The sequence below is a fragment of the Variovorax fucosicus genome (genome assembly GCF_030316825.1).
Lineage (GTDB): Bacteria > Pseudomonadota > Gammaproteobacteria > Burkholderiales > Burkholderiaceae_C > Variovorax > Variovorax fucosicus.
The window spans coordinates 1,048,273-1,072,588 of sequence record NZ_JASZYU010000001.1 but is presented as its reverse complement, the minus strand read 5'-3'; the positions used below and the strand labels follow the sequence as shown (position 1 = coordinate 1,072,588).

19 protein-coding genes are annotated in these 24,316 nt (G+C 67.6%); 4 read left to right on the top strand and 15 right to left on the bottom strand.

Annotated elements, in window-relative coordinates:
• Positions 1-171: 171 nt before the first annotated feature.
• Genes ampD through QTI05_RS04985 form a run of 5 tightly spaced genes read right to left on the bottom strand, consistent with a single transcriptional unit; the run spans position 172 to position 4,998 of the window.
• Positions 172-795, bottom strand: a complete 624-nt coding sequence (gene ampD, locus QTI05_RS05005; RefSeq protein WP_286623156.1) for a 1,6-anhydro-N-acetylmuramyl-L-alanine amidase AmpD — start codon at positions 793-795, stop codon at positions 172-174.
• Positions 758-2,269 carry a sigma-54-dependent transcriptional regulator gene (locus tag QTI05_RS05000; RefSeq protein WP_286541721.1) on the bottom strand — a complete coding sequence of 504 codons (1,512 nt, stop codon included), beginning with the start codon at positions 2,267-2,269 and terminating at the stop codon, positions 758-760. Before QTI05_RS05000 ends, ampD begins: the two co-directional genes overlap by 38 nt.
• A gap of 4 nt (positions 2,270-2,273) precedes the next feature.
• Positions 2,274-3,971 (bottom strand): two-component system sensor histidine kinase NtrB, encoded by a 1,698-nt coding sequence (locus tag QTI05_RS04995; protein ID WP_286541722.1) that lies wholly within the window; start codon positions 3,969-3,971, stop codon positions 2,274-2,276.
• Positions 3,968-4,207 carry a PP0621 family protein gene (locus QTI05_RS04990; RefSeq protein ID WP_286541723.1) on the bottom strand — a complete coding sequence of 80 codons (240 nt, stop codon included), beginning with the start codon at positions 4,205-4,207 and terminating at the stop codon, positions 3,968-3,970. Before QTI05_RS04990 ends, QTI05_RS04995 begins: the two co-directional genes overlap by 4 nt.
• On the bottom strand, positions 4,204-4,998 hold the full coding sequence (locus QTI05_RS04985; RefSeq protein ID WP_286541724.1) for a cytochrome C assembly family protein: 795 nt from the start codon (positions 4,996-4,998) through the stop codon (positions 4,204-4,206). The genes QTI05_RS04990 and QTI05_RS04985 overlap by 4 nt, the downstream gene beginning before the upstream one ends.
• A gap of 90 nt (positions 4,999-5,088) precedes the next feature.
• Between QTI05_RS04985 and ffh the strand changes: the two genes are divergently transcribed.
• Together ffh and QTI05_RS04975 are read left to right on the top strand one after the other, a co-directional pair.
• A complete protein-coding gene (gene ffh / locus QTI05_RS04980) occupies positions 5,089-6,477 on the top strand; it encodes a signal recognition particle protein (protein ID WP_286541725.1) in 1,389 nt (462 codons plus the stop codon).
• Positions 6,478-6,510: 33 nt separating this feature from the next.
• Positions 6,511-6,912: a GFA family protein gene (locus tag QTI05_RS04975; RefSeq protein ID WP_286623155.1), complete on the top strand. Its 402-nt coding sequence runs from the start codon at positions 6,511-6,513 to the stop codon at positions 6,910-6,912.
• A gap of 51 nt (positions 6,913-6,963) precedes the next feature.
• Here the strand turns inward: QTI05_RS04975 and QTI05_RS04970 are convergent, their stop codons facing one another.
• The 7 genes from QTI05_RS04970 to QTI05_RS04940 all read right to left on the bottom strand — a co-directional run bounded on the left by QTI05_RS04970 (position 6,964) and on the right by QTI05_RS04940 (position 17,202).
• The gene (locus QTI05_RS04970) at positions 6,964-9,156 is read right to left on the bottom strand and encodes a histidine phosphatase family protein (protein ID WP_286657786.1); all 2,193 of its coding nucleotides are present in this window, start codon (positions 9,154-9,156) and stop codon (positions 6,964-6,966) included.
• 137 nt (positions 9,157-9,293) lie between these two features.
• Positions 9,294-11,321: a glucans biosynthesis glucosyltransferase MdoH gene (gene mdoH / locus QTI05_RS04965; RefSeq protein ID WP_286541728.1), complete on the bottom strand. Its 2,028-nt coding sequence runs from the start codon at positions 11,319-11,321 to the stop codon at positions 9,294-9,296.
• 394 nt (positions 11,322-11,715) lie between these two features.
• Positions 11,716-13,134, bottom strand: a complete 1,419-nt coding sequence (locus QTI05_RS04960; protein WP_286541729.1) for a sigma 54-interacting transcriptional regulator — start codon at positions 13,132-13,134, stop codon at positions 11,716-11,718.
• On the bottom strand, positions 13,131-13,790 hold the full coding sequence (locus tag QTI05_RS04955) for a hypothetical protein (protein ID WP_286623153.1): 660 nt from the start codon (positions 13,788-13,790) through the stop codon (positions 13,131-13,133). Before QTI05_RS04955 ends, QTI05_RS04960 begins: the two co-directional genes overlap by 4 nt.
• A gap of 29 nt (positions 13,791-13,819) precedes the next feature.
• A complete protein-coding gene (locus QTI05_RS04950) occupies positions 13,820-15,247 on the bottom strand; it encodes a sensor histidine kinase (protein WP_286541731.1) in 1,428 nt (475 codons plus the stop codon).
• A complete protein-coding gene (gene miaB, locus QTI05_RS04945) occupies positions 15,247-16,590 on the bottom strand; it encodes a tRNA (N6-isopentenyl adenosine(37)-C2)-methylthiotransferase MiaB (RefSeq protein ID WP_286541732.1) in 1,344 nt (447 codons plus the stop codon). Before miaB ends, QTI05_RS04950 begins: the two co-directional genes overlap by 1 nt.
• Positions 16,591-16,725: 135 nt before the next feature.
• Positions 16,726-17,202, bottom strand: a complete 477-nt coding sequence (locus QTI05_RS04940; protein WP_286541733.1) for a hypothetical protein — start codon at positions 17,200-17,202, stop codon at positions 16,726-16,728.
• A gap of 205 nt (positions 17,203-17,407) precedes the next feature.
• On the opposite strand from QTI05_RS04940, the gene QTI05_RS04935 reads away from it, so the two are divergent.
• Both QTI05_RS04935 and QTI05_RS04930 read left to right on the top strand, forming a co-directional pair.
• A complete protein-coding gene (locus QTI05_RS04935) occupies positions 17,408-18,622 on the top strand; it encodes an efflux RND transporter periplasmic adaptor subunit (RefSeq protein ID WP_286623151.1) in 1,215 nt (404 codons plus the stop codon).
• Complete coding sequence (locus QTI05_RS04930; RefSeq protein WP_286623149.1) at positions 18,619-21,780, top strand: efflux RND transporter permease subunit; 3,162 nt, start codon at positions 18,619-18,621, stop codon at positions 21,778-21,780. Before QTI05_RS04935 ends, QTI05_RS04930 begins: the two co-directional genes overlap by 4 nt.
• On the opposite strand, the gene QTI05_RS04925 is transcribed toward QTI05_RS04930, so the two are convergent.
• The 3 genes from QTI05_RS04925 to QTI05_RS04915 are packed head-to-tail and all read right to left on the bottom strand — an operon-like array spanning position 21,777 to position 24,296.
• Positions 21,777-22,787, bottom strand: a complete 1,011-nt coding sequence (locus tag QTI05_RS04925; RefSeq protein WP_286623148.1) for an alpha/beta hydrolase family protein — start codon at positions 22,785-22,787, stop codon at positions 21,777-21,779. The two genes, QTI05_RS04930 and QTI05_RS04925, sit on opposite strands and share 4 nt — an antisense overlap.
• Position 22,788: 1 nt before the next feature.
• A complete protein-coding gene (locus QTI05_RS04920; RefSeq protein ID WP_286623147.1) occupies positions 22,789-23,595 on the bottom strand; it encodes an alpha/beta fold hydrolase in 807 nt (268 codons plus the stop codon).
• Positions 23,592-24,296, bottom strand: coding sequence for a 4'-phosphopantetheinyl transferase family protein (locus QTI05_RS04915; protein WP_286541738.1), 705 nt, complete (start codon positions 24,294-24,296; stop codon positions 23,592-23,594). Before QTI05_RS04915 ends, QTI05_RS04920 begins: the two co-directional genes overlap by 4 nt.
• Between the last annotated feature and the right edge of the window lie 20 nt (positions 24,297-24,316).

Below are 24,316 nucleotides of genomic sequence, written 5' to 3'. Positions count from 1 at the left end.
CCGCCACAGCGCGCGTCGTTGCTGAACAACTGTGCCACGCCTGAGATTTGATGCGGGTTGCCGGGCATTTCGAGCCCGCAACCCGCATGGTTGCTGCGCTGTTGCCCTGCAGCATCGCGCGCCGTGTGATTTGCCGGCAGGCATCGCATTCGCGCCCGCGATTGAGAAAATTCAGCGCCGGACGACTCCGTCGGGAAACATCCCGTCGGCCCAGCCGAGTTGGTCGTGCAGTGCGGGCCAGTCAAATCCGCTGCCGGGATCCTGCTTGCGGCCCGGCGCGATGTGTTCGTGGCCGGCGATGTACGCAATCGGATAACGCTGCGCGATCGCCGGACACAGGCTCGCCAGCGCTTCGTATTGCGCCGGCTCGAAGGCTTGGCCCTCCAGCCCTTCCAGTTCGATGCCGATCGAGTCGTCGTTGCAATTGGCACGTCCGCGCCAGGTCGACGCACCGGCATGCCAGGCGCGTTCGTCGCAACTCACGAACTGCCAGAGTGCGCCGTCGCGCCGCACATAGAAATGGGCGGACACCTCGATGCCGCGGATCTGGCCGAAATAAGGATCGGCCTCCCAGTCGAGACGGTTGGTGAACAGCTGCTGCACTTCGTTGCCGCCATAGCGCCCGGGCGGCAGGCTGATCGAGTGCAGCACGATCAGGTCGACCTGTGCGGCATCGGGCCGGGGCCCGAAGTTGGGCGAAGCGAGGCGTCGGGCAAAGCGATACCAGCCGCCTTGCCAGAGTCCGGCGTCCGTCGCCTCACTCATCCGGATTGCCGGCCAATCCGTCGTCGCCATGCGGCGTGTTGATGCCGAGCCGCGCAATGCGGTAGCGGATCTGGCGCAGGCTCAGGCCGAGCCGTGCCGCCGCCGCGGTGCGGTTGAAGCCGCTTTCCTGCAACGCACGCACGAGGATCTCGCGCTCCTGCTGGTCGAGGTAGGTCTGCAGATCCGGCGGCATCGCGTGCCGGCCCGGGCCGGCGGCTTCGCGCGGCGCTGCAGGGCCGGCTGCCACTGCAACAGGCGGCGTGGCCTCCAGCAGCACCCCGGTGCTGCCCGTGAAGTCCAGATGGAGTTCGTCGCCGTCGTTGAGCGCGACTGCGCGGTGCAGCAGGTTCTCGAGCTCGCGCACGTTGCCGTCGAGCGGCTGCATGGCCAGTTGCGCGATCACGTCGGCCGACAAAACCGGCACCGGCATTCCGGCGTCGCGCGCAATGCGCGCCAGCAGCGCCGCGCACAGCGCGGGCAGATCCTCGCGCCGGTCGCGCAACGCCGGCACCGCGATCTCGATCACGTTGAGCCGGTAAAAAAGATCTTGGCGGAAGCGGCTGGCCTGCACTTCGGCGTGCAAGTCCTTGTGCGTTGCGCTGACGATGCGCACATCGACCGCATCTTCCTGCGTCGATCCGATCGGTCGGACGCTGCGCTCCTGGATCGCACGCAGCAGCTTGGACTGCATCGCGAGCGGCAGGTCCCCGATCTCGTCGAGAAACAGCGTACCGCCGCGCGCCGCCTGAAAGTAGCCATCGCGATCCGCTGCCGAGCCGGTGTAGGAGCCCTTGCGCGCGCCGAAGAACTCGGCCTCGAGCAGGTTCTCGGGAATCGCGCCGCAATTCACGGCGACAAAAGGGCCCTCGCTGCGCTGGCTGCAGGCATGCACGGCGCGTGCTACCAGCTCCTTGCCGGTGCCCGACTCGCCACGCACCAGCACCGGCGCCATGCCGCGCGCCACCTTGGCGATGCGCGACTTGACCAGCCGCATCGACTCCGATCCGCCGACCAGACGGTCGAGTGCACCCGCACCCTGAACCGTCGGCGCGGATGCGATGCCGCCGTCGTCGGCGGCCGGCCGGGCCGCCCTGGGGGCCGGCAGCTCCTGCGGCTGCAACTGCACTGCCGATGCCACCACGGCGCGGAACTGCTTGAGGTCGACCGGCTTGGTCAGATAGTCGAAGGCACCGGCCTTCAGTGCCTCGACTGCGTTCTCGGCCGAGCCGTAAGCGGTCATCACCACGCAGCGCTCGCTGCGCTGGTCTTTCTGGATGCGCTGCAGGATCTCCATGCCGAGGCCATCGGGCAGCCGCATGTCGGTGATGACGGCATCGAAGCGGCCGGCATCGAGGTGTTGCCAGGCTTCCGACACGCTGCCCGCGGCCTCGACGCGATAGCCCTCGCGCAGCAGCGTCAACTCGTACAGCGTGCGCAAATCGGGCTCGTCGTCGACGACGAGGATCTGGGCCGGCTTGTTCGTGGAAGAGGGGGGAGTGCTCACGCCGCTATTGTGTCAGCCGGGCTTCGGCGCCGGCGAAGGTGACGAAGAATTCGTTGCCCTCGGGCCCCGCCGCCGACAGCGCGCGCCGTTCGTAGCCGATCGTGGCGCCGTGCCGTTCGCAGAGTTCGCGGCAGATGAACAGACCCAACCCGCTCGAGCGGCTTTCGGAAGAGAAGAACGGCTCGAACAGATGGCGCTGCACACCCGGCTCCAGCGGCGCGCCATCGCTCCAGACCTGCAGCGTCGAACGGCCACCGGGTTCGACCTCGGTCGCAACCTGGATCGAGCCCTCGCGGTCGCCCGCATAGCGCGCCGCGTTGTCGAGCAGGTTGACGAGGATGCGGCGCAGGTGCTCGACCTCGAAGCGCACGTCGCACCCGACCGCGTCGAGCACCAGCAGCACACCCTGTCGCTTGGACTGGCGCACCCACTCCTCGGCCAGTGTGCGAACGGTGCTGTCGAGCGCCACCATGTCGGCGAGCGGCAGGACGCGTTGCTGGCGGGCGCGTGACACATCGAGCACGTCGTCGACGATACGGGCGAGCCGCTGTGCGTTCTGCTGCACCATCGCGGTGAGTTGGCGGTGCGCCGGGTCGACCAGGTCTTCGCCGAGCAACGCGCTGGCCTGGGTGATCGCGGCCAGCGGGTTGCGGATCTCGTGCGCGACCGCGGCCGACATGCGACCCATGGCCGCGAGCTTTTCGGTGCGGATGCGCGCTTCGAGTTCGCGCAGATCCTGCAGGAACATCACGCACAGGCTTTCGATGCGCCGGTCGTTGTCGGGCGTCAGGCGCGTGCGCACGCGCACCTCGCGCGGTGCGCCCTGCGCCTGGGCGATCGGCATTTCCTTCGACTGCGGCGCGCGCCGCGAGAAGGTCTTGCCGGCCACCATTGCAAGCGGATGCCAGGCCGGATGGGCGTCGAGCGGAAAGGGCAGCGCCAACCCGGCCAACCCCCGGCCGAGGATCGCGTCGGCAGCCGGGTTGGCCGCATGCACACGGCCCGCGGCATCGATCACCAGCACGCCTTCACTCAGTGTTTCGATCACCAGGTCGTTCACCTGCGCATGCATCTGCGCGGTGCTTCGGCTGCGCAGCGCCAGTGCTTCTTCGCGCGCCAGCCGCAGGGCGAGCTGGTGCGCCAGCAGCGCCACCACGAACAGGCCCGTGCCGGTGAGCGCTGCCTGCAGGAAGCGCGTCGACGGGTCGACCGCCTGCGACAGCCACTGCCAGCCGGCGTCGCCGAGCAGCAGCAGCGTGACCGCGGCGGTGGTGCCGAGGCCGACCGACACGGTGCCCAGCACCGCACCCATCAGCACCGGCAGCGCGAACAGCGGTGTGTAGTTGATGCTGCCGGCCTGCGCCAGCTGCAGCACCGTGAAGGTGGCCAGATCGATACCGATGGAGGCGATCCACGCGCTGCCGAAGCCGCGCATCGGTGGCCGAAAACGCACATAGCGCGCGCCAGCCAGCGCGGCCACGAGGTAAGCCCCCGAAAGCACCAGCGCGGTGGGGTGCACCGACTGGCTGATGCCGAAGCTCACACCCTGCAGCAGCACCAGCACGAGGCCGACGAAACTGCGCGCCGTCATGAAGCCGCGCCAGAGCCGTTGCAGGGCGGGACTGTCGGGTTGGGGCTTGTATTCGAGGCCGCCCCATTCGCTGCCCGGTTCGCCGCGCGACCAAAGCAGGGGGGATGTCATCGTGCGCCGGCCTGCCGGTGCGCAGTGCTGCAATACACCTTGTCGTCGGGCCCGGTGATCGCGTCGCTCGCCGGCAGATGCAGGCCGCAATGCGCGCAGCGCAGCATCGCCTGGGGTTCGCCGACCTTCGGCGGCGCGGCCTGCGGCGGTCGTGCTTCTTCCATTTCCTCGCGCCGGTTGCGGCGCCAGAGCCAGATCGCCACCGCGACCACGAGGAGCACGATCAGGTATTTCATGCGGTGCGGCCCAGCACGACTTCGAGCACGAAGCGTGAGCCCACATAGGCCAGCAGCAGCAGCGCCGCGCCGGCGTAGAGCACGCGCCGCGCGGTGCGGCCGCGCCAGCCGAAGCGGGCACGTCCGATCAGCAGCACCGCGAAAGTCAGCCAGGCCAGCATCGAAAACACGGTCTTGTGATCCCAGCGCCAGGCGCGGCCGTAAAGCGTTTCGCTGAACAGCATGCCGGCCAGCAGGGTGGCCGACAGCAGCACGAAGCCGGCCGTGATGAAGCGGAAAGTGAGGCGCTCCAGCGTCAGCAGTGGCAGGCCGGTCTGCGTTTCGGCGACCAGCCGCATCTGCTTTTCGGTGCGGGTCATGAGCCAGGCGTGCACCACGGCCGCGCCGAACAAGCCATACGATGCCAGTGCCAGCGCGATGTGCAACGGCAGCCAGGGGGAACTGCCCACATCCAGTGGCGTGCCCTGGAACTCTGCCGCCAGCAGTGCCGCGCCGCCGCCGAGCACGGCCAGCACGCGCCGAACCGTCAGCTGGGGGTACAGGCGGCTTTCGATCGCATAGACCGTCAACACCAGCCAGGCGGTGACGGAGATGGCCGGCGCAAAGCCGAACTGCCTGAGCCCGATCAGCTCCCATGCCAACGCAACCCCGTGCAGCAACCAGGCCAGCCCCAGCAGCCATTGCGTGGCCGACCGGCCCAGGCGGGGCGCCGCGACGGCGGTCACGCCATAGGCCGCGGCGGTGGCGATACCCAGTGCCACGCCGAGCGGGGAGGGGCTCGCTAAAATCATGGAGCGAGTTTACTGGCGCCCAGGCGGCACGCACTTCTCGTCCTCTACGCCCTTTCCATTCGGCCCGCTGCAGCGGGCACCAAGGCATCCATGGCCACCGCACTTACCGAAAAATTCTCGCGCCTCGTCAAGCAGGTCAGCGGCCAGGCCCGCATCACCGAAGCCAACGTGCAGGACATGCTGCGCGAGGTGCGCATGGCGCTGCTCGAAGCCGACGTGGCGCTGCCCGTGGTGCGCGACTTCGTCGCCCGGGTGAAGGAAAAGGCACTCGGCCAGGAGGTGCTGGGTTCGCTCAAGCCGGGCCAGGCGCTGGTCGGCATCGTGAACCGCGAACTGGCCGCGACCATGGGCGAGGGCGTGTCGGACATCAACCTCGCCGCGCAACCGCCGGCGGTGATCCTGATGGCCGGCCTGCAGGGCGCGGGCAAGACCACCACCACGGCCAAGCTGGCCAAGCACCTGATCGAGAAGCGCAAGAAGAAAGTTCTCACCGTGTCGGGCGACGTGTACCGGCCGGCCGCGATCGAGCAGTTGAAGACAGTCACGAAGCAGGCGGGTGCCGAATGGTTCCCGAGCACGCCCGACCAGAAGCCGATCGACATCGCGCGCGCCGCGATCGACCATGCGCGCCGGCACTTCTTCGACGTGCTGCTGGTCGACACCGCAGGCCGGCTCGCGATCGACGAAGTGCTGATGACCGAAATCAAGCAGCTGCATGCCGAGCTGAACCCGGTCGAGACCCTTTTCGTGGTCGACGCGATGCAGGGGCAGGACGCGGTCAACACCGCCAAGGCCTTCAAGGACGCGCTGCCCCTGACCGGCATCATCCTGACCAAGACCGATGGCGACTCGCGGGGTGGCGCAGCGCTTTCAGTGCGGCAAATCACCGGCGTGCCGATCAAGTTCGCCGGCACCAGCGAGAAGATCGACGGGCTGGAGGTGTTCGATGCCGAGCGCCATGCCGGCCGCATCCTCGGCATGGGCGACATCGTGGCGCTGGTCGAGCAGGTCACGGCCGGCGTCGACGTCGCGGCAGCGCAGAAGCTGGCGGCCAAGGTCAAGAGCGGGGCCGGCTTCGATCTCGACGATTTCCTCGGCCAGCTGCAGCAGATGAAGCAGATGGGTGGGCTCTCCAGCATCATGGATAAGCTGCCCCAGCAGATGGCGGCCAAGGCCACCGACGCCGACATGACCCGCGCCGAGCGCGACATCCGCCGCAAGGAAGGGATCATCCAGAGCATGACGCCGCTCGAGCGCCGCAAGCCCGAGCTGCTGAAGGCCACGCGCAAGCGCCGCATTGCCGCCGGCGCCGGCGTGCAGGTTCAGGAAGTGAACCGCCTGCTCAACGAGTTCGAGCAGATGCAGACCATGATGAAAAAGATGAAGGGCGGCGGCCTCATGAAGATGATGAAGCGCATGGGCGGCATGAAGGGCATGCCCGGCATGGGCGGGGGCGGCGGGCCGAAGCTGCCGTTCTGAACCTGCGGTTTGGCTCGCATCGGAGTTCCAAGCATGCTCAAGACGTATCACGGCAGTTGTCATTGCGGCGCCGTCCGGTTCGAGGCGGATCTTGATCTCACGCAGAGCACCTACCGCTGCAACTGCTCGATTTGCCGTCGCACCAGGTTCTGGCCAGCGGTAGCCAGGCCTGACGGATTTCGCCTGCTCGCTGGCGAAGCGGATCTGACGAAGTACCTGTTCAACACGAGGAAGAATGAACACTACTTCTGCAGGCACTGCGGAGTGCGCGCGTTTGGGGTTGGAACCGAAACCCCGATCGGACTTATGTATGGCGTGAACCTGGGCTGCCTTGAAGACGCTTCCGACGAAGAACTTGCCAACGCACCCGTGACCTATGTGGATGGCCGGAGCGACAACTGGGCCAATGCACCAGAGTTCTTCCGCCATCTCTGAAGCACAGGCCCCGCGAATCCCCCGGGGCGGTTCAGCGGCGCGACGTGGCGATTACTGAGCCACGTGCCCGTAGCAGGCCTTGAGGGCCGTGTACTCGTAGTAGTGAGCCGTGCCCGCTGCCTTGGCGGCGTCACAGGCCGCCTTGAAGTCGGTTTCCCTCTCGTTGTAGAGCATGCGCACCAGCAGCTTGCTGCCGGTGCCGGCAAACACGTCCCACTGCATGTTGGCCGCCATCGGCGACACATACTGGCCGCGCCATGCATTGCTGTCGTAACTGAAGCCCGTGGCCTTGGGCACGCTCTGGTCCACGCCCTTCAGACCCATGCGCACGGCAAAGGGCATCATGATTTCCGCATGCGTGAAGCGCAGCTTGGCCGCGTGCGAGCGATCACCCCGGGCGATCGCATCGACCTCGTTGAACATGTCGTCCACCAGGATCTGGGCCATGCGCGAGGTGATGTCGCCCTTCTCGGTCATGCCCGGGCCCTTGTCGTAGAAGTCGGAGCCATCGTTGAGCGCGGCAAAGAACTTTGCCTGCGCGGCGGGCATGTAGGCCGTGAAATCGACGCCGGCCTCGCTTCGCATCGCGGGGGCGATCACATACAGCTCGTACAGCAGCGAGCCCGCATCGCCGATCGACTTGATCGAAGTCTTGCCGTCGCCGCTCAGGCTGGGCGCGAACTTGCCGTCGTCGCTCGTGTAGCTGAAGCTGCCGCTATTGGCAAAGCTGTAGGTGCCGTTGGCGATCTTGTCCACGAAGCTCTTCGCGAACAGGCGCTCCAGCAGCACGCGACCGGCAGCCGCGGCCTCGGGCGTGACCGTGAGGCCGCTCTGCTTGGCAAGCAGGTCGGCATCGTTGCTCTTGTAGTCCTGGTAGGCCAGGCTGGCCTGGTAGGTGTTGTAGAGCGGATCGGCCGGGTTCGTAACCAGGTCGGTCGCCTTCACGAGCTTGTGGAAGTAGAGCAGGAAGCGGTTGGTGCCGGCCGGCTGGCTCACGGCCGTGCCGTTGTCGGGGTAAGGCGCCGGTGCCGGCGGATAGGTCAGCAGCGGTGCCAGCGCAGGCTGCACCGCCTTGAGCGACTGCACGAAGAAGTTGCCGCTGTCGACCGCGCGGTCGACGCCGGAGGTCACCGTCACGATCTGGCGCGGGGCGGTACCGGCACTGTCGCCGATCTGCTTCCAGTAGGCCGGCAGGCGCTGAACCAGCCGCGCCGCGAGCTGCGTGTGTTCGTTGATGCCGACCTGTGTCTCGTTGCCGTAGCCGGGCGTGCTGATGCCCGCCACGCCATAGCCGAGCAGGAAGTTGGCTTTCATGATCTTCAGCACGTCGGGGCCGAGCTTCTCGCCCAGCGGCGTGAGGGCGCCGTCGCCCTGCGCCTTCTTCCACATGTTGTAGACCGCGAGGTCGTACTTGAGGCCCGAGAGCCCGCGCGAGCCGTGCCGCGCGACCACCTCGGTGTAGACCGGCGAGAAGCCCGCGGGCGCCGCCTCGTAGGTGCTGACGTCCTGCTGCGGCCGGTACGGCGCCTTGGTCTGGTAGTAGCGGTCCGTCAGGGCAGCGGCCGTCACCAGCACCTTGACGTCGTCACCGCTGCCGGCCGATGCCAGTGCATCGCGAATGCGCTGCAGTCCTTCGTCGGATGCGGCCTTGAGCGCCGCCTTGGCGACCGGGTCGCTCTCGGTGTTGATATCGCCGAGCAGCTTCGCTGCAATCACGCCGACCGAGATCGCCACCTTGCCCGTGGCGGCCTGGAAGTCGAGACCGTTGGCTTCCATCTCGGCAACCACCGCGGTCGATTGGAAGTCGACGACGCCGGGCGCCTCCTTCGGCGCACGCAGCACGAGTGGCGAGGTCACCGGCTTGGAGGACGGGATGGAAGGGTCGAGCTCGGTGGCATCGGTGCCGATCTCGGCCACGATGCCCGCGCCCGAACCGGCGAGCCTGAAGCCGCCCTGCTTGTCCGATCGCGTGGAAGGCTCGCCGGTGTCGCAGCGGCCGTTGGAATTGATATCCAGGCAGACCTTGGCGTTGACGAAATAGCTACCGACCACCACCCCGCTGATGCTGGGGCTCGTCGTGTTGTCCGGGGCGGCGGGCGTTGTCGAAACCCCGGTGGGGGCCGCAGGCAAGGCGAAAGAGGAGCCGCCGCCACCACCGCATGCAACCAGCAGGAGCGCCGAGAGGCTGAGACAAGAGATCGGCGCGAGAGCCAGGGCACGGCGAAACGGGAAGGTTGGCTGCATGAGAGTCACGAACGAGCAAAAGGGGCGGATCTTTCTATGCGCGCGTGACGTGGCTGTGACCAACGGCAGCCAGCTGGTGCTCTTCGTCGCACCAAAGAAAAAGCCCGCCGAAGCGGGCTTTCTCAGGGGGTGGAGCCTCAGGCCGCTGCCAGCGCCGGACGGGCCAGGCGGCTGGCATGCAGCCAGGCGCGGCGCAGCACGGCGGGGGAGCGCGACTCTTCCGGAATCAGCAGGTAGCCGCGTTCGCGCAGCGTGGTGCCCATGCCGATCTGGCTGGTCAGTACGGTCAGCGGGATCGCCAGCAGCAGCGGCAGGCCGACCGGCATGAGCCAGATCAGCGCGCTCGGGTCGATCAGCGCAATGCCGAGGGCCAGCGCCACCACCACCAGGCTCATCGGGGCCAGCGTGGCTGCAGCATCACGCCACGGCACGGCGTTGGCTTCCCGCGGAGGCGACTTCCAGTCGAGCTTGATGCCGGTGAGGGCGACCACGACGAACAGCGAGTGCGCAATCATGCGAACCGGGGCTTGCACGATGGCCAGTGCGCTTTCAAGCGATGCGCTCTTCACCAGGCCCCACAGGCCGCCGTACTGGCGTTGTTCGCCACGCATCATCACGGCGGCAATGCCGAGCACGCGGGGCAGGAACAACAGGCACAGGGTCCAGACCCACAGGCCGGCCAGCTCGGCGGGCAACGCGCTCCAGCTCGAAACGAGGCTGGAGCCGCTGAGCCACAGCGCGGTGCCGAGCGTCAGGAATGCCAGCCATAGCGGCGCCGACACATAAGCCATGGTGCCGGTCACGAACATTGCGCGGTGCACCGGGTGGATGCCGGGCTCGGCCATCAGGCGGGCGTTTTGCAGGTTGCCCTGGCACCAGCGGCGGTCGCGGGTGAGTTCAGCCAGCAGATCCGGCGGTTGCTGCTCGTAGCTGCCGACCAGGTCGGACACCAGCCACACGTGGTAGCCGGCACGGCGCATCAGCGCGGCTTCGACGAAGTCATGCGACATGATGCCGCCCGACATGCCGCCGGTGCCCTTGATCGGGGCCAGCGCGCAATGGTCCATGAAGGGCTGCACGCGGATGATCGCGTTGTGGCCCCAGTAGTGCGATTCGCCCAGTTGCCAGAACTGCATGCCCAGCGTGAACAGGCGGCCCGTCACGCGGGAAGCGAATTGTTGTGCGCGGGCATGCAGCGTGACGTGGCCGATGGCCTGCGTCGCGGTCTGGATGATGCCGGCGGTCGGGTTGGCTTCCATCAGCTTGACCATCGAGGTCAGGCAGTCGCCGCTCATCACGGAGTCGGCGTCGAGCACGACCATGTAGCGGTAGTCCTTGCCCCAGCGGCGGCAGAAGTCGGCCACGTTGCCGGCCTTGCGGTGCGTGCGGCGGGTGCGCAGGCGGTAGTACACCTCGACCTGCGGCTGGTTCGGGCTGTCGGCCAGGGCGGCGCGCAGGTCTTCCCAGGCGGCGCGCTCGGCGGCGGCGGTTTCGGGGTTGTAGCTGTCCGACAGCACGAACACGTCGAACTGTTTGGCATGGCCGGTAGAGGCGACCGATTCGCAGGTGGCGCGCAGGCCGGCGAAAACCGTGGCCACGTCCTCGTTGCAGATCGGCATGATGATCGCCGTGCGGGCTTCCGGGTTCATCGGGTGGTTGGCCACCTGCTTGGCCGAGAGCGCGTGCTTGTCACCGCGCACCGAAACGTAGAAACCCATCAGCGCAGTCACGAAGCCGGTCACGACCCAGCCCGACAGCAGCGCGTACAGGCCGATCTGGCCGTATTCGAGCCAGAGGTTGTCGTAGTCGGGCTGGATGCCGGCGAACAGGGTCGCGGCGATCACGGTGCTCAGCAGCGTCAGCGCCATGAAGGCGAAGCGGCGTTGTGCGGCAGCGCGCTGCCACGGCTGGGCTGCCGGTGCGCCGGCCGGAGTGGCAGCGCGCGGGCCAGCGGCACCGAGCTTGACCAGCATGGCGGTGCCGATGCTGTTCCAGAAACCGCGCCAGGGACGGGGCGCCATCGAACCGCGGTTCATTGGCGGGGCCGTGACCGAGTTCGGGTGGCGCTCTTCGCGCAGCAGGCCGCTGCGCGCCGACACCAGAGTTTGTTCGTCTTCAATCAATGTATCGAGAACGTTCATTTGCGAGAAGTCGTTGGGCTTCATGTTGTCGGCTTACCAGTGTTGTTTGGTGGAGGCGGGGGTGTCGCCAATTGCCGGAAAGCGCTTGAACACGCAATCCGGTGCCGCGCCGCCCGAGGCGTCGTGCGCGCCGAGCTGATGTCCCGCGCCACGGGGCCGCGAGAGTGAAAACTGCTTTTGACGCAGGCCATCGCGCTGCGGACGCAGTGCGAAAGAAGGGCTGGTGAGTGCTGTCATGCCTCTACAGGGGCAAACCCTGTGCCAGCATGGAAAAGTCGTTTCAGATCAACGACTTGGGATGATTTTTTGGGCCGGGAAGCGGGTTTTCCCGGATCAGGGGGCGCCAAACCCCCTGTTTTGTCGCCAAACCCCGACAAGCTGTCGAGGCGTGGTTGCCAAATCCAATGAAATCAACGACTTAGGTGCGTCGCTCGTCAGCGACAGGCTCGCCGGGTGCGCTGCCGGCGTCGGCCTTGAACAGGCCCGGCGTCAACTCGTGCTTCTGCAAAAGCCGGTAGAACTCGGTGCGATTGCGGTCGGCCAGACGCGCCGCATCGGCGACGTTGCCGTCGGTCAGCTTGAGCAGGCCGACCAGGTAATCGCGCTCGAACCGCTGCTTGGCCTCTGCATAGGTCTGCACTTCGACCGTCGGCACCCGCAACGCGCGCTGCACCAGCGCCAGCGGGATCAGCGGCGAACTCGACAGCGCGCAGACCTGCTCGACCACGTTGAAAAGCTGGCGCACGTTGCCCGGCCAGGCGGCCGTGGTCAAGGCCTTGAGCGCCTCCGGCGCAAAACCCGAGAGCCGTTTGCCGTATTTGGTGGAAAGACGGTGCAGGAAGTGGTTGGCCAACAGCGGGATGTCTTCGCGCCGTGCGCTGAGCGGCGGCAAGGTCAGCGTGACGACGTTGAGCCGGTAATAAAGGTCTTCGCGGAACTGGCCGGCTTCCATCGCAACGTCGAGGTCGCGGTGGGTGGCAGAGATGATCCGCACGTCGACCGCGATCGACTGGCTGCCGCCCAGCGGCCGCACCGCGCGCTCCTGCAGCACCCGCAGCAGCTTGACCTGCAGGGCCGGCGGCATGTCACCGATTTCGTCGAGCAGCAAGGTGCCGCCGTCGGCCTGCTGGAACAGGCCCTTGTGGTTGGCATGCGCGTCGGTGAAGGCGCCCTTCATGTGGCCGAACAGTTCGGACTCGAGCAACGCCTCGGGAATTGCGCCGCAGTTGACCGCGACGAACGGCTTTTCGGCGCGTGCGCTGGCACGGTGGATGGCGCGTGCCAGCAGTTCCTTGCCGGCGCCGCTGTCGCCGCGCAGCAGCACCGACGCATCGGATTTGGCGATCATGCGGGCTTCGGCCAGCACCTCGGCCATCCGGTTGCTGCGGCTCACGATTTCGGCGCGCCAGCTTTCGTCGCTGCCCTTGCTCGGCGCGCTGGCGGGTGCCCCGAGCGCAAGCGCCTGGCCAATTTTCTCGAGCAGCTCGCGCGCGTCGTAGGGCTTGGTCAGGTAGGTGAAGACACCGCGCGCGGTCGCCTCCACCGCATCGGGAATGGTGCCGTGCGCGGTCAGCAGGATCACCGGCAGCGAGGGATGCCGTTTGCGGATCTCGTCGAACAGCGCCAGGCCGTCGCGGCCCGGCAGGCGCACGTCGCTCAGCACCAGCTGCGGATGCTCGATTTCGAGCTGCGTGAGCGCCGACTCGGCCGAGGTCACGGCCGTGACCTGGTAGCCGGCCGAATTGAGCCGCATCGACAGCAGCCGCAGCATGTCCGGGTCGTCGTCGACGACCAGCAGCCTTGCGCCCGGCGTTGAAGAAGCGGTTGCGGTGCTCATGGCGGTGGCTTGGCGTTGTTGGCCGGCGGCGCCGCCGCAGGTGCGGCCGGGGCCGCAGCCGGGGGGGTGTTGGGCCGCGCGAAGCTGCGCTCGATGGCGCGCAAGGCCTCCATGCGATCGTTCAACTGGTCGATGCGGCGCTGCGCGTCGCGCACCTGCTGCGCCTGCCGGTCGCGGTCGTCCTCGACGCGGCGTTGTTCGAAGTAGCGCGAGGTGAGCGCGCGTGCCAGCGGATGCAGCGCCTGTGCCTCGGGCGAGGGGTTGGCCATTACCCGCTGCATCAGGCCCGCAGCGCGCGCCAGATCGGCCGACACGCGCGTCTGGGCCAGTGCGAGCGCAAGCTGCATCTGCGTGGTGGGGGAGTCGGCCGGGTCGCCGAGGCGGGCGATCTCGGCTGCGAGGTCGTTGCCGTTGAGCGGGCGCACCTTGTCGGCATACGCCAGCATCATCGCAATCGGCGCGGGGCTGCCGGGCGGTGGAGGCGTGAGACGCGACGCCGGCGCCGCAGGTTCGACTTCGACCGGCAGCACGCGCGGCGCGGGCGCGGGCGGCGGCACCTGGGCTTCGGCCGGTGGCTGTGGGGGGGCGGCGCAGCCGGCCATCAACATGGCGGTGGCCGCGACCAGGGCGCTTTTGCAAACAGTCTGGAACAACATGAATCGGGGGCTTGGAAATCCGGGTGCGCTCAGTTGGAGCGCGGCAGTTCGATGCGAAAACGCGCACCGGGGCCACTCGGCAGCAGGCTGATATGGCCACCGTGTGCAGCAATGTACTCCTGCACGATCGACAGGCCGATACCAGTGCCTTTGACCGCATGCTCGGGTTGCCGCTCGCCACGGTAGAAGGGTTCGAAGATGCGGTCGCGGTCTTCCGGCGCGATGCCGGGGCCGGCGTCGTTGATGTCGATGCAGGCCAGGCCCGGTGCGCTCGACACCACGATGGTGATGGTGCCGCCACGCGCCGAAAAACGGATCGCGTTCGACAGCAGATTGGCGATCGCGGTGCCGAGCTTCACCGGGTCGACCGTGACCGTGAGCGGCTCGCCTTCGGCGCGCACCTTGAGGCCCTGCGACTGCCATTGCAGCCGCTGCGCGTCGATCTGCTCCTCGACCAGGCCCAGCAGCTGAGTGCGCTCGCGCCGCAGCTCGCGCGCTTCGAACGCGGCCGCATTGAAGCGCAGCAGGGCTTCGATCTGGCCCTGCAGTGCCACCGTGTTCTGCTGGAGGATCTGCGCAACCTCGCGCTGGGCCGGGTTGAGTGCGCCGGTCACGCCGTCCTCCAGCAGCGACACGCCTTCACGCAGCGCGGCCAGCGGGGTCTTGAGCTCATGCGAGACATGACGCAAAAAGCGCGCCTTGTCGGCGTCGAGTTCGGTCAGCCGCAGTCGCAGCCATTCGAGCTGCTGCGACACGCGCCGCACGTCGGCCGGGCCGCGGATGTCGATCGGCTCGTCCAGCCGGTTCTGGCCGAGCCCGACGATCGCGCGCTCGATGCGCTTGAAGGGCCGCGCCAGCCAGATGCCGAAGGCCAGCGCCAGCGTCACCGCGAGCCCGCTGGCCGCCACCACCTGCCGCATCAGCCGCCGGCCGGCGTTCTCGATGCGTTGCGCCAGCGCGTTGTTGCCGGTTTCGATGAGAAATTGCGCCTGCTGCGCGATATTGGTGTTGAGCCCGTCGAGGTCGCGGAACTGCAGCGCCATGGTGCTTTCGCGCGTGAGGGCAGTGTCGGAGGGGCCGTTCATCAGGCCCTCGATCACACCGAGCTGCGCGCGCCAGGCGTCGATCGATGACGGCGGCAGCCCGTTGTCGACCAGCTTGCCGACCACTTCGTTGGCGTCGCGCGCCGCGTCGTTGAAGCGGCGCCGCAATACCGCATCGTTGAGCACCAGCGACTGGCGCGCCGCACGCTCCATCGCCGCACTGCGCTCGGCCAGCGACTGGGCGCCGCCCGACAGGGCGAGCGCGCGCGACGCCGCGTTGCGGCTCTGGGTCATGAGTGCGTCGTACTGGAACAGCGAACGCAGCGCAACGCCGACCAGCAGCGCCGTGATCAGCAGGAACGCAAACAGCAGCAGTTGCTGGAACGAGCCGCGCGCGGAGTGGGTGGTCGGCATCAGGCCGCGAGCGCCAGCTCGCGCGTGAGCACTTCGCCACGCAGCGTGTAGGCGAGCGAACGCGTGATGCGCAGGTCGACCATCTGGCCGACCAGGCGGGCGTCGCCGGCGAAATTCACCACGCGGTTGCACTCGGTGCGGCCCATGAGTTCGGTGGCATCCTTGCGCGAGGCGCCTTCCACCAGCACGCGGCGGGTCTGGCCGACCAGCGCCTCGCCGAAACGCTTGACGTTGGTGTCGATCACGGCCTGCAGCTGCTGCAGCCGCGCCAGCTTGACCGCATGTGGCGTGTCGTCGTGCAGTTGGGCGGCCGGCGTGCCGGGGCGGGGGCTGAAGATGAAGCTGAAACTGGCGTCGAACTCGCAGTCGGCGATGAGCTTCATCATCTTCGCGAAGTCTTCGTCGGTCTCGCCGGGGAAGCCGACGATGAAGTCGCTGCTGAGCGCCAGTTCGGGCCGGATCGCGCGCAGCTTGCGCACCGTGCTCTTGTATTCCATCGCGGTGTAGCCACGCTTCATTGCCATCAGGATTCGGTCGCTGCCGTGTTGCACCGGCAGGTGCAGGTGGCTCACCAGTTGCGGCACCTTCGCGTAGGCCTCGATCAGGCGCGGCGTGAACTCGTTCGGGTGGCTGGTGGTGTAGCGGATGCGCTCGATGCCGGGGATCTCGGCGATGTACTCGATCAGCAGCGCGAAGTCGGCGATCTCCGCCGTGTCACCCATGCGGCCGCGGTAGGCGTTGACGTTCTGGCCGAGCAGCGTGACCTCGCGCACGCCCTGGTCGGCCAGACCCGCGACCTCCACCAGCACGTCGTCGAGCGGCCGGTTCACCTCCTCGCCGCGGGTGTAGGGCACCACGCAGTAGCTGCAGTACTTGGAGCAGCCCTCCATGATCGAGACGAAGGCGGTGACGCCGTCGACGCGCGCCGGCGGCAGGTGGTCGAACTTCTCGATCTCGGGAAAGCTGATGTCGACCTGCGGGCGGTTCAGGCGCTCGCGCTCGTTCAGCATCTCGGGCAGGCGGTGCAGCGTCTGCGGGCCGAACACGATGTCGACGTAGGGCGCGCGGGCGATGATGGCCTCGCCCTCCTGGCTGGCCACGCAGCCGCCGACGCCGATCTTCACGCCCTTGGCCTTCAGGTGCTTCACGCGGCCGAGGTCGGAGAACACCTTCTCCTGCGCCTTCTCGCGCACCGAGCAGGTGTTGAACAGAATCAGGTCGGCCTCGTCGACGTTCTGCGTCGGCTCGTAGCCCTGCGCGGCGTTCAGCACGTCGGCCATCTTGTCCGAGTCGTACTCGTTCATCTGGCAGCCGAAGGTTTTGATGAAGACTTTTTTGCTCATGGGGTCACCTGTCATGGGAACGCCTGCTTGCTATGCGTTTGATAGCTGGTTCCGCAGGCTGGATGGGCGCTGTAGCGCGCTTTGGCATGGAATACAGCGGTGCCGGGGGGCACCGCGGAGCACTCGGACTTGTGCTTATTCGCCGTACTTCGGCAACTGGTCGAACGGCGTCTTGCCGTCGTCGCGCGGGCCGCTGTTGGCCACGAAGGGCCAGAAATTCAGCAGCGGCTTCTCGGCCGATTGACGCTTGACCACGGCCTCTTCGGGCGACAGCACCCAGACCAGGGACACCAGCCCGGCGGCATCGCGCGTGTAGTTGACCAAGAGGTTCTGGCCGGTGATGGCGGCCGGCATCATCAGCATGTTTTGCGGGCTGCGGATGCGGGCACCGGGCGCCAGGCGTTCCGACTGCCCGTCGAGCAGGATCTCGGGCGCGTTGACGACCTGGAATTTGCCGCGCAGCGTGCCGGTCGGGAAGTTGCGTCCGCCGTTGGCCGCTTCGTTCAGTTCCTGGGCCCGGGCTTCAGGGGCAATCAGGGTGCCAGCGCCTGCCAATGCAAGGCATAGCGCTATTAAAATGTGAGCGTGCAGGGAGTTATTGCAGCGGTTCATGGGGTATATCCAGAGGCTGTGGACCGGCGATTCTAGCGGCGCCGCCCGGCGCATCGACCGATGCAGGCGGGCTTGTTGCACAGGCGCTTTACTTATCTTTGCGGCTGCTATGGACGACATCCCCGGCGCACTGCTCCAATAGTCACATTCGTAAACAAAAGTTGGCCTTTTCGATGATGCAGCCGACACTTTGCAAGCCCGTTTCATGAAAAAGAATGCCGCCCTGACCCTCTCGGGTGTGTTGATCGTGGCCGTTGCCGGTGGCAGCTGGTGGTGGTCGAACCAGAAGGGGCGTGCCGCTGCGCCGGCAAACGCTGCGGCATCCGCCGGTGCGCCGGCGTTGGTGACCCTTGCACAGGCCCTCAGGCAGACCGTGCCGGTGACGGTGCAGGTCAACGGCAGCGTGGTCTCGCTCAACAGCGTCGACCTGCGGCCGCAGGTGACGAACACGGTGCGCGAGGTGCACATCAAGGAAGGGCAGTTCGTGAAGGCCGGGCAACTGCTGTTCACCCTCGACGACCGGCCCGACCAGGCGAACCTGGCCAAGGCCCGCGCCCAGCAGCAGAAAGACGAGGCCACCCTGGCCGACCTGGATCGCCAGTACAAGCGCAGCCAGGAGCTGGTGGCGCAGAACTTCATCGCCAAGAGCGCGGCCGATTCCACGCTGTCGCAGCTGGACGCGCAGAAGGCGGCGGTGGCGGCCGATCGCGCTGCCGTGCAATCGGCGCAGGTGGCACTTGGTTATGCCACGTTGCGCGCGCCGATCGCGGGCCGCATCGGCGCGGTCAACATCTACCCCGGCAGCCTGGTGCAGCCGACCGCTTCGCTGGTCACGATCACCCAGCTCGACCCGATCGCGGTGAGCTTCCCGGTGCCCGAAGGCCAACTGCAGGATCTTCTGGAGGCCGCGCGCGCGCAGGCGCCGGTCCAGGCGCTGGTGGCCGGTCGCAGCAAGCCGCTGATCGGGGCGCTGAGCTTCGTCGACAACACGGTCGACCCGCTGATCGGCACGGTGCGCGCCAAGGCCGTTTTCGCCAACGAAGACCAGGCACTCTGGCCCGGCCAGTTCGTCGACACCCGCGTCACCGTGCGCACGCTGCGCGACGCCACCGTGGTGCCGGCCGCGGCGATCATGATGCTGACCGAGGGCCCGTCGATCTACGTGGTCGACGCCGAACAGAAAGCCGCGCGGCGCAAGGTGCAGACGCTCTACACCTTCGGAACCCAGGTCGCGGTCGGCGGTGTCCAGCCCGGCGAGCTGGTGGTGATCGAAGGCAAACAGAACGTGCGGCCCGGTGGCAAGGTGCGCGTGGAAGCACCCGCCAAACCGGCGCAGCCGCCCGGCGCTGCGCCCGCAACCTCGCCGGCATCGATCTCGCCCGCGCAGTCGGGAGCCCTGCCGGCGCAGGAGCGGGCATGAACATTTCGGAGCTGTGCATCCGCCGTCCCGCGATGACGGTGCTGCTGTCCGCCGCGGTGGTGGTGATCGGCATCTTTGCCTACTTCAGCATCCCGGTGGCGGCGCTGCCCAGCTACAACACGCCGGTCATCAACGTCAACGCGCAGCTGCCCGGCGCCAGTCCGGACACCATGGCCTCGTCGGTCGCGCTGCCGCTCGAAAAGCAGTTCTCGACCATTCCGGGTCTGCAGACCATCAGTTCGGTCAACACGCAGGGCGTGACCTCGCTGACGCTGGAGTTCGTCAGCAGTCGCGACATCGACGCGGCCGCGGTCGACGTGCAGGCTGCGCTGCTGCGGGCGCAACGCCAGCTGCCGGTCGAGCTGACCCAGCTGCCGTCGTACCGCAAGGTGAATCCGGCCGATGCGCCGGTGCTTTTCATCGCGCTGCAGTCGGATTCGATGAACCCGGCCGAACTCAACGACTATGCCGAGAACCTGATCTCGCCCACGCTCTCGACCATTGACGGCGTGGCGCAGGTGGCCGTGTTCGGCCGTAAGGCGTTCGCGGTGCGCATCAAGGCCGACGCCAACCTGCTCAACGCGCGCAACATCACGCTCGACGAGCTGGCCAACGCGGTTCGGCTGGCCAATGCCAACACGCCGGTCGGCGTGCTCGACGGCCCGCGCCAGACGCTCACCATCCAGGCCAACGAGCAGATGCTGAAGGCGGCCGATTTCGCCCGCGTGATCGTCGGCCAGCGCAACGGCGCGCCGGTGCGGCTCGACGAGGTGGCGGCCATCGAAGACAGCTTCGAGTCGGTCAAGACCGCCAGCAGCTACAACGGCCGCACCTCGATCACGCTGGCCGTGCAGCGCCAGCCGAACGCCAACACGGTGCAGGTGGTCGACGCGGTGCGGGCGTTGCTGCCGCGCTTCAAGGCCGAGCTGCCGCAGTCGGTCGAGATCAACATGGTCAACGACCGCTCGCTCTCGATCCGCGAGGCGGTGCACGACGTGCAGCTCACGCTGATCGGCACCATCCTGCTGGTGGTGCTGGTGATCTTCCTGTTCCTGCACCGGTTGGTGGCCACGCTCATTCCGGCCGCCACCATTCCGATCTCGCTGATCGGCGCGGTCGCGCTGCTCTACGCGTTCGGCTACAGCCTGGACAACGTGTCGCTGCTCGGCATCACGCTGGCCGTGGGGCTGGTGGTGGACGACGCGATCGTGGTGCTCGAGAACATCATGCGCTACGTCGAGAAGGGCATGGAGCCGATGGCGGCGGCGTTGCGCGGTGCGCGCGAGGTGGGTTTCACCATTGTCTCGATCTCGATCTCGCTGGTGGCGGTGTTCATTCCGATCTTCTTCATGCCGGGCGTGATCGGCCTGCTGTTCCACGAGTTCGCGGTGGTGGTGGCGCTGGCGGTGCTGGTGTCGGCCGTGGTGTCGCTCACGCTGGTGCCCATGCTCGCCAGCCGCCTGCTCAGGCAGGTGCAGCGGGCGCCCGGCGCGCTGGACCACGAGGAAGGGCACCCGGAGCCCGGCACCGCGATCGGGCGCGCTTTCGAGCGCGGCTACCGCGCCCTGCACGGCGGCTACATGCGCTCGCTCGACTGGACGCTGCATCACCGCCTGCTGATGCTGGGCCTGGCCGGCCTGACCTTCGCTGTCACGGCGTGGCTGTTCATCGCGATCCCGAAGGGCTTCTTTCCCGAAGAGGACATCGGCCAGATCCAGATCACGACGGAGGCCGCCGAAGACATCTCGTTCACCGCCATGAAGGTGCTGCAGGACCGGGTGGGCGAGGCCATCATGGCCGACCCGAACGTCGCCTACGTGAGTTCCTTCGTCGGCGTCGGCGGGCCGACCGCCACCCAGAATTCGGGCCGGCTGTTCGCGGTGCTGAAGCCCCGCAGCCAGCGCGCGAAGATGCCGCAGGTGCTCGAATCGCTGCGCCAGCGCTTCCGCCAGATTCCGGGCATCGCGGTCTACATGCGGCCGGTGCAGAACCTGCAGCTCGGCGGGCGCCAGAGCAAGGCGCGCTACCAGTACACGCTGCAGAGCGTGAGCGCCGGCGCCATGAGCGAATGGGCCGACAAGATGATGGAGCGCATGCGCGCCGACAACGACTTCCGCGATGTGACGAGCGACTCCCAGAACCGCGGCCTGCAGGCCACGCTCGACATCGATCGCGACAAGGCCGGCGTGCTGGGCGTGCAGGTCGGCGACCTGCGCACCGCGCTCTACAACGCCTATGGCGATCGCCAGATCGGTAGCATCTACGGCGCCAGTAACACCTACCAGGTGATCCTGTCGGCATCCGACAACGACCGCCAGTTCGAGCAGGACATGGCGCGCCTCTCGGTGCGCAACAAGGCGGGGCAACTGGTGCCGTTGACGGCGTTCTCGACCGTGCGGCGCACCGTCGGACCGACGGCGGTCAACCACCAGGGGCAGTTGCAGGCCATCACACTGTCGTTCAACCTCGCGCCGGATGTGCCGCTCGGCAACGCCACCGCCAAGATCGACCAGTTCAAGCAGGAGATCCGGATGCCCGAGTCGATCATCACCAGCTACGGTGGCGACGCGGCGGTGTTCCAGAGTTCGCAGGCCAGCCAGGCCGTGCTGCTGATCCTGGCGGTGCTGGTGATTTACGTGCTGCTGGGCGTGCTGTATGAAAGCTACATCCATCCGCTCACGATCCTGGCGGGCTTGCCGTCGGCCGCGGTCGGCGCGCTGTTGTCGCTCAAGCTGTTCGGCTTCGACCTTACCCTGATCGCGACCATCGGCATCCTGCTGCTGATCGGCATTGTCAAGAAGAACGCGATCATGCTGATCGACTTCGCCCTCGATGCGCAGCGCACCGAAGGCCTGCAGCCGGTCGACGCGATCCGCGAAGCCTGCCGACTGCGCTTTCGCCCGATTCTCATGACCACGCTGGCCGCGCTGATGGGTGCGCTGCCGCTCGCGCTGGGGCTCGGCGCCGGCGCCGAACTGCGCCAGCCGCTCGGCGTGGCCGTGGTCGGCGGCTTGATCTTCTCGCAGGTGATCACGCTCTACATCACGCCCGCGATCTACCTGGCGCTGGACCGCTACAGCGGCACCGGCCCGCTGCAGACGCTGCCGGGCGAAACCGCGTCCACACCCCATCCCGCCACCGGTGCGGCGGCGAGCTAGCCTGCCGTTGTTCTGGTCGTGCCTTGCGCCTGCCCGTCAGGCGTTGCAGGCGGATTCGTCGGCTGTCGCGCGTTGTCGGGCAGTGCGCCCGGTGCGTCGAGCTGCAGGCCGGCGTCTGGGCCACCGGGCGCTGCTTTGACGGCCGCATGCTGCTGCCCCGGCGTGCGCCCCTTGGCGACGCGCAGCGCCCACTCGCAGACCACCCCCATGAAAGTGCGCTGCGAGGCCAGCGAGGTCAGTCCATGGTCGATCTCGCCCATGAAGCGGTAGTCGATATGCTGTGCATAGGGCTCCGCAGCAAAGCGGCCCAACTGGTCGCGCCCGTGGTCGCGCACGTGCGTGGTGCCGGTGTACAGAAAGAACAGCGCCACGCCCCGGCCCACCAGCTGCGTCATCGAGCGATGGAAGACTTCCTCCGTCACCTCGCGCGGCACGGGCTCGAACAGGTCGGCCGGCGCACGGGCGGCCGCTGCCTTGGCCGAGAACTTGCGCTTCAGCCAGCGCATCGTCTTGCCGATCACGGCCGGATTGGTCGGTACCGCGAGTGCACGGTGCAAGGCCAGCTCCAGTTGCGAGCGGCGGCCGGGAAACGCGTAGCCATCGAACATCAGGATACCGACGATGCGCGGATCCACCATCGCGGTGGCCATGCCGTTGGTGGAGCCCGAGCACAGGCCGATCACGATGAAGCGGCGAATGCCGAGCATGGTTTCGACCAGGTTCATCGCCGCCTGCACGTCGAGCACCACCTGCTTCATGAAGTGGCCGGCGCCGCTCGGCTGGCCGCTGTCGCCGAGCCCGGCCAGATCGAAGCGGATGCTGCTGATGCCGTGGCCCGCCATCTGTCGCGCGAGCTTGACGTTGATGCGGTGCGGGCCCACGCGGTAGTTGGCGCCCATGTTCAGCATGAGGCAGGCGACCGGTGCCATCTTGCCCTCTGCGTCAGGCGTGCTGACGACGCCGACCAGCGAGCGATCGGGGCCGAACAGAACCGGTGTCTCTTTCATATCAGTTTCCGATCTCCGCCAACAGGCGCTGCAAGGCTTCGGCCGGCACCATCGCATTGTTGGGATGCGGATCGGCCGTCCATGTCATGGGGTGCTTGAACGGCAGCAGGCGCAGCGGCATGTGGCGCGCCAGTTGCGTGTCGGCCCAGTGCCGGGCCGCGGCGTCGTCTGCGTCGGCGAGCACGGTGGTTTCGTAGAGCGCGGTCAGCGGCAGCGCGTTGGCATCGAGCGCGCGCAGTTGGCCTAGCAGCGTGGGCGAAACCTCATAGCCCAGCAGTTCGGCGCCGAACGCTTCGGGGTTGCGGGCCAGTTCACGGCGCCATGCCGGGTCGGGCACGACGAACGACTGCTCCAGCGCATCGACATGGCGCTCGCGCAGGTGCGCCAGGTACTGGTTGCCGTCGAACACCGGATCCCACAGCAGCAGACGGGCCGGGTCGGCGCGCCCGCTGCGCGCGGCCAGGACCGCAATGCTGGCGCCGAGCCGGGCGCCGAGCCAGACCACGTGCGACGCAGCGCTCAGGCGCTTGAGTTCATCGTGCGCCACGCAAACATCACGGCGCCAGCCCTCGAGTTCGCCTTCTGCATCGTCGCCGGGCGAGTCGCCGCAGCCGTAATAGTCGAAGCGCAACACCGCCACGCCGGCACGCGCCAGCCGGTCGGCCAGCACACGGAACAGCCGATGCGCACGTATCGATTCCTGGCCGAATGGCGGGCAGATGAGCACCGCCGTTCCGCCTTCGCGTTCACCCGGGTGAAACAGGCCGAAAAGCTGGCGCGAGGCGGGGCCGAACAGCAAGGGCGTCATGCGAAAACCTCGCATTCCGGCTCGGCATCCCGCCGCATCGTCAGCACCTTGGCCAGCGCGGCGACCGCGCCCTGGCCGTCATGGGTCGAAACGAGCGCCACCTGCAGCGGGCCGTCGTCCAGCGGCATCGTGACGTTGCGGGTGTCGGGCTCAAGGCCGACATGAAAGCTGCGGGTATCGAGCCCGAGCCCGACGCCCGCCGCCTTCAGGCAGGCTTCCTTGCGCGTCCAGCAGCGAAAGAAGGCGAGGTCGCGCGACGGGCCGGGTTCGATGGCAGCGAGCGCATCGCGTTCGGCCGCATCGAAGTAGTCGGCCGCCAGCGCACCTGCGTCGATCATCGGCCGCACGAGTTCGACGTCGACGCCGATCTCGGCCTGCTCGCTGAGTGCGATCAGCCCCACGCCCTGGCTGTGGCTCAGGTTGAAATGCAGCCCGGTCGCGACTGCCAGCGCCGGTTTGCCGAAGCGGCCGGCCGTGAAACACAGCTGCGCCGCATGGCGCCGCGCCGGCCCGGCCAGCGTCTGGCGCAGTGCCACGTGGGCCGCGAGGTAGCGGCTGCGATCGCGTGCGAACACGAAGCGGCGGGCCCGGTTGCTTTCCTCGGTCGACAGGCCGCGCACCGCGTCCGGCGCCGGCGCAGCGTCGAGATCCACGCGCCAGAGGACGCAGGACAGTGCCGAAGGAAGAGCGGTGATGGACATGGTGACGACCTGTTCCCTCG

What these genes read in the sequence shown, in the direction of transcription:
- ampD (WP_286623156.1), bottom strand. Translation starts at nt 795, where the DNA reads ATGGCGACGACGGATTGGCCGGCAATCCGGATGAGTGAGGCGACGGAC.
- QTI05_RS04975 (WP_286623155.1), top strand. Translation starts at nt 6,511, where the DNA reads ATGCTCAAGACGTATCACGGCAGTTGTCATTGCGGCGCCGTCCGGTTC.
- QTI05_RS04955 (WP_286623153.1), bottom strand. Translation starts at nt 13,790, where the DNA reads ATGTTGTTCCAGACTGTTTGCAAAAGCGCCCTGGTCGCGGCCACCGCC.
- mdoH (WP_286541728.1), bottom strand. Translation starts at nt 11,321, where the DNA reads ATGAAGCCCAACGACTTCTCGCAAATGAACGTTCTCGATACATTGATT.
- QTI05_RS04970 (WP_286657786.1), bottom strand. Translation starts at nt 9,156, where the DNA reads ATGCAGCCAACCTTCCCGTTTCGCCGTGCCCTGGCTCTCGCGCCGATC.
- ffh (WP_286541725.1), top strand. Translation starts at nt 5,089, where the DNA reads ATGGCCACCGCACTTACCGAAAAATTCTCGCGCCTCGTCAAGCAGGTC.
- QTI05_RS04930 (WP_286623149.1), top strand. Translation starts at nt 18,619, where the DNA reads ATGAACATTTCGGAGCTGTGCATCCGCCGTCCCGCGATGACGGTGCTG.
- QTI05_RS04920 (WP_286623147.1), bottom strand. Translation starts at nt 23,595, where the DNA reads ATGACGCCCTTGCTGTTCGGCCCCGCCTCGCGCCAGCTTTTCGGCCTG.
- QTI05_RS04985 (WP_286541724.1), bottom strand. Translation starts at nt 4,998, where the DNA reads ATGATTTTAGCGAGCCCCTCCCCGCTCGGCGTGGCACTGGGTATCGCC.
- QTI05_RS04915 (WP_286541738.1), bottom strand. Translation starts at nt 24,296, where the DNA reads ATGTCCATCACCGCTCTTCCTTCGGCACTGTCCTGCGTCCTCTGGCGC.
- QTI05_RS04950 (WP_286541731.1), bottom strand. Translation starts at nt 15,247, where the DNA reads ATGCCGACCACCCACTCCGCGCGCGGCTCGTTCCAGCAACTGCTGCTG.
- QTI05_RS04960 (WP_286541729.1), bottom strand. Translation starts at nt 13,134, where the DNA reads ATGAGCACCGCAACCGCTTCTTCAACGCCGGGCGCAAGGCTGCTGGTC.
- miaB (WP_286541732.1), bottom strand. Translation starts at nt 16,590, where the DNA reads ATGAGCAAAAAAGTCTTCATCAAAACCTTCGGCTGCCAGATGAACGAG.
- QTI05_RS04925 (WP_286623148.1), bottom strand. Translation starts at nt 22,787, where the DNA reads ATGAAAGAGACACCGGTTCTGTTCGGCCCCGATCGCTCGCTGGTCGGC.
- QTI05_RS04940 (WP_286541733.1), bottom strand. Translation starts at nt 17,202, where the DNA reads ATGAACCGCTGCAATAACTCCCTGCACGCTCACATTTTAATAGCGCTA.
- QTI05_RS04935 (WP_286623151.1), top strand. Translation starts at nt 17,408, where the DNA reads ATGAAAAAGAATGCCGCCCTGACCCTCTCGGGTGTGTTGATCGTGGCC.
- QTI05_RS04990 (WP_286541723.1), bottom strand. Translation starts at nt 4,207, where the DNA reads ATGAAATACCTGATCGTGCTCCTCGTGGTCGCGGTGGCGATCTGGCTC.
- QTI05_RS04995 (WP_286541722.1), bottom strand. Translation starts at nt 3,971, where the DNA reads ATGACATCCCCCCTGCTTTGGTCGCGCGGCGAACCGGGCAGCGAATGG.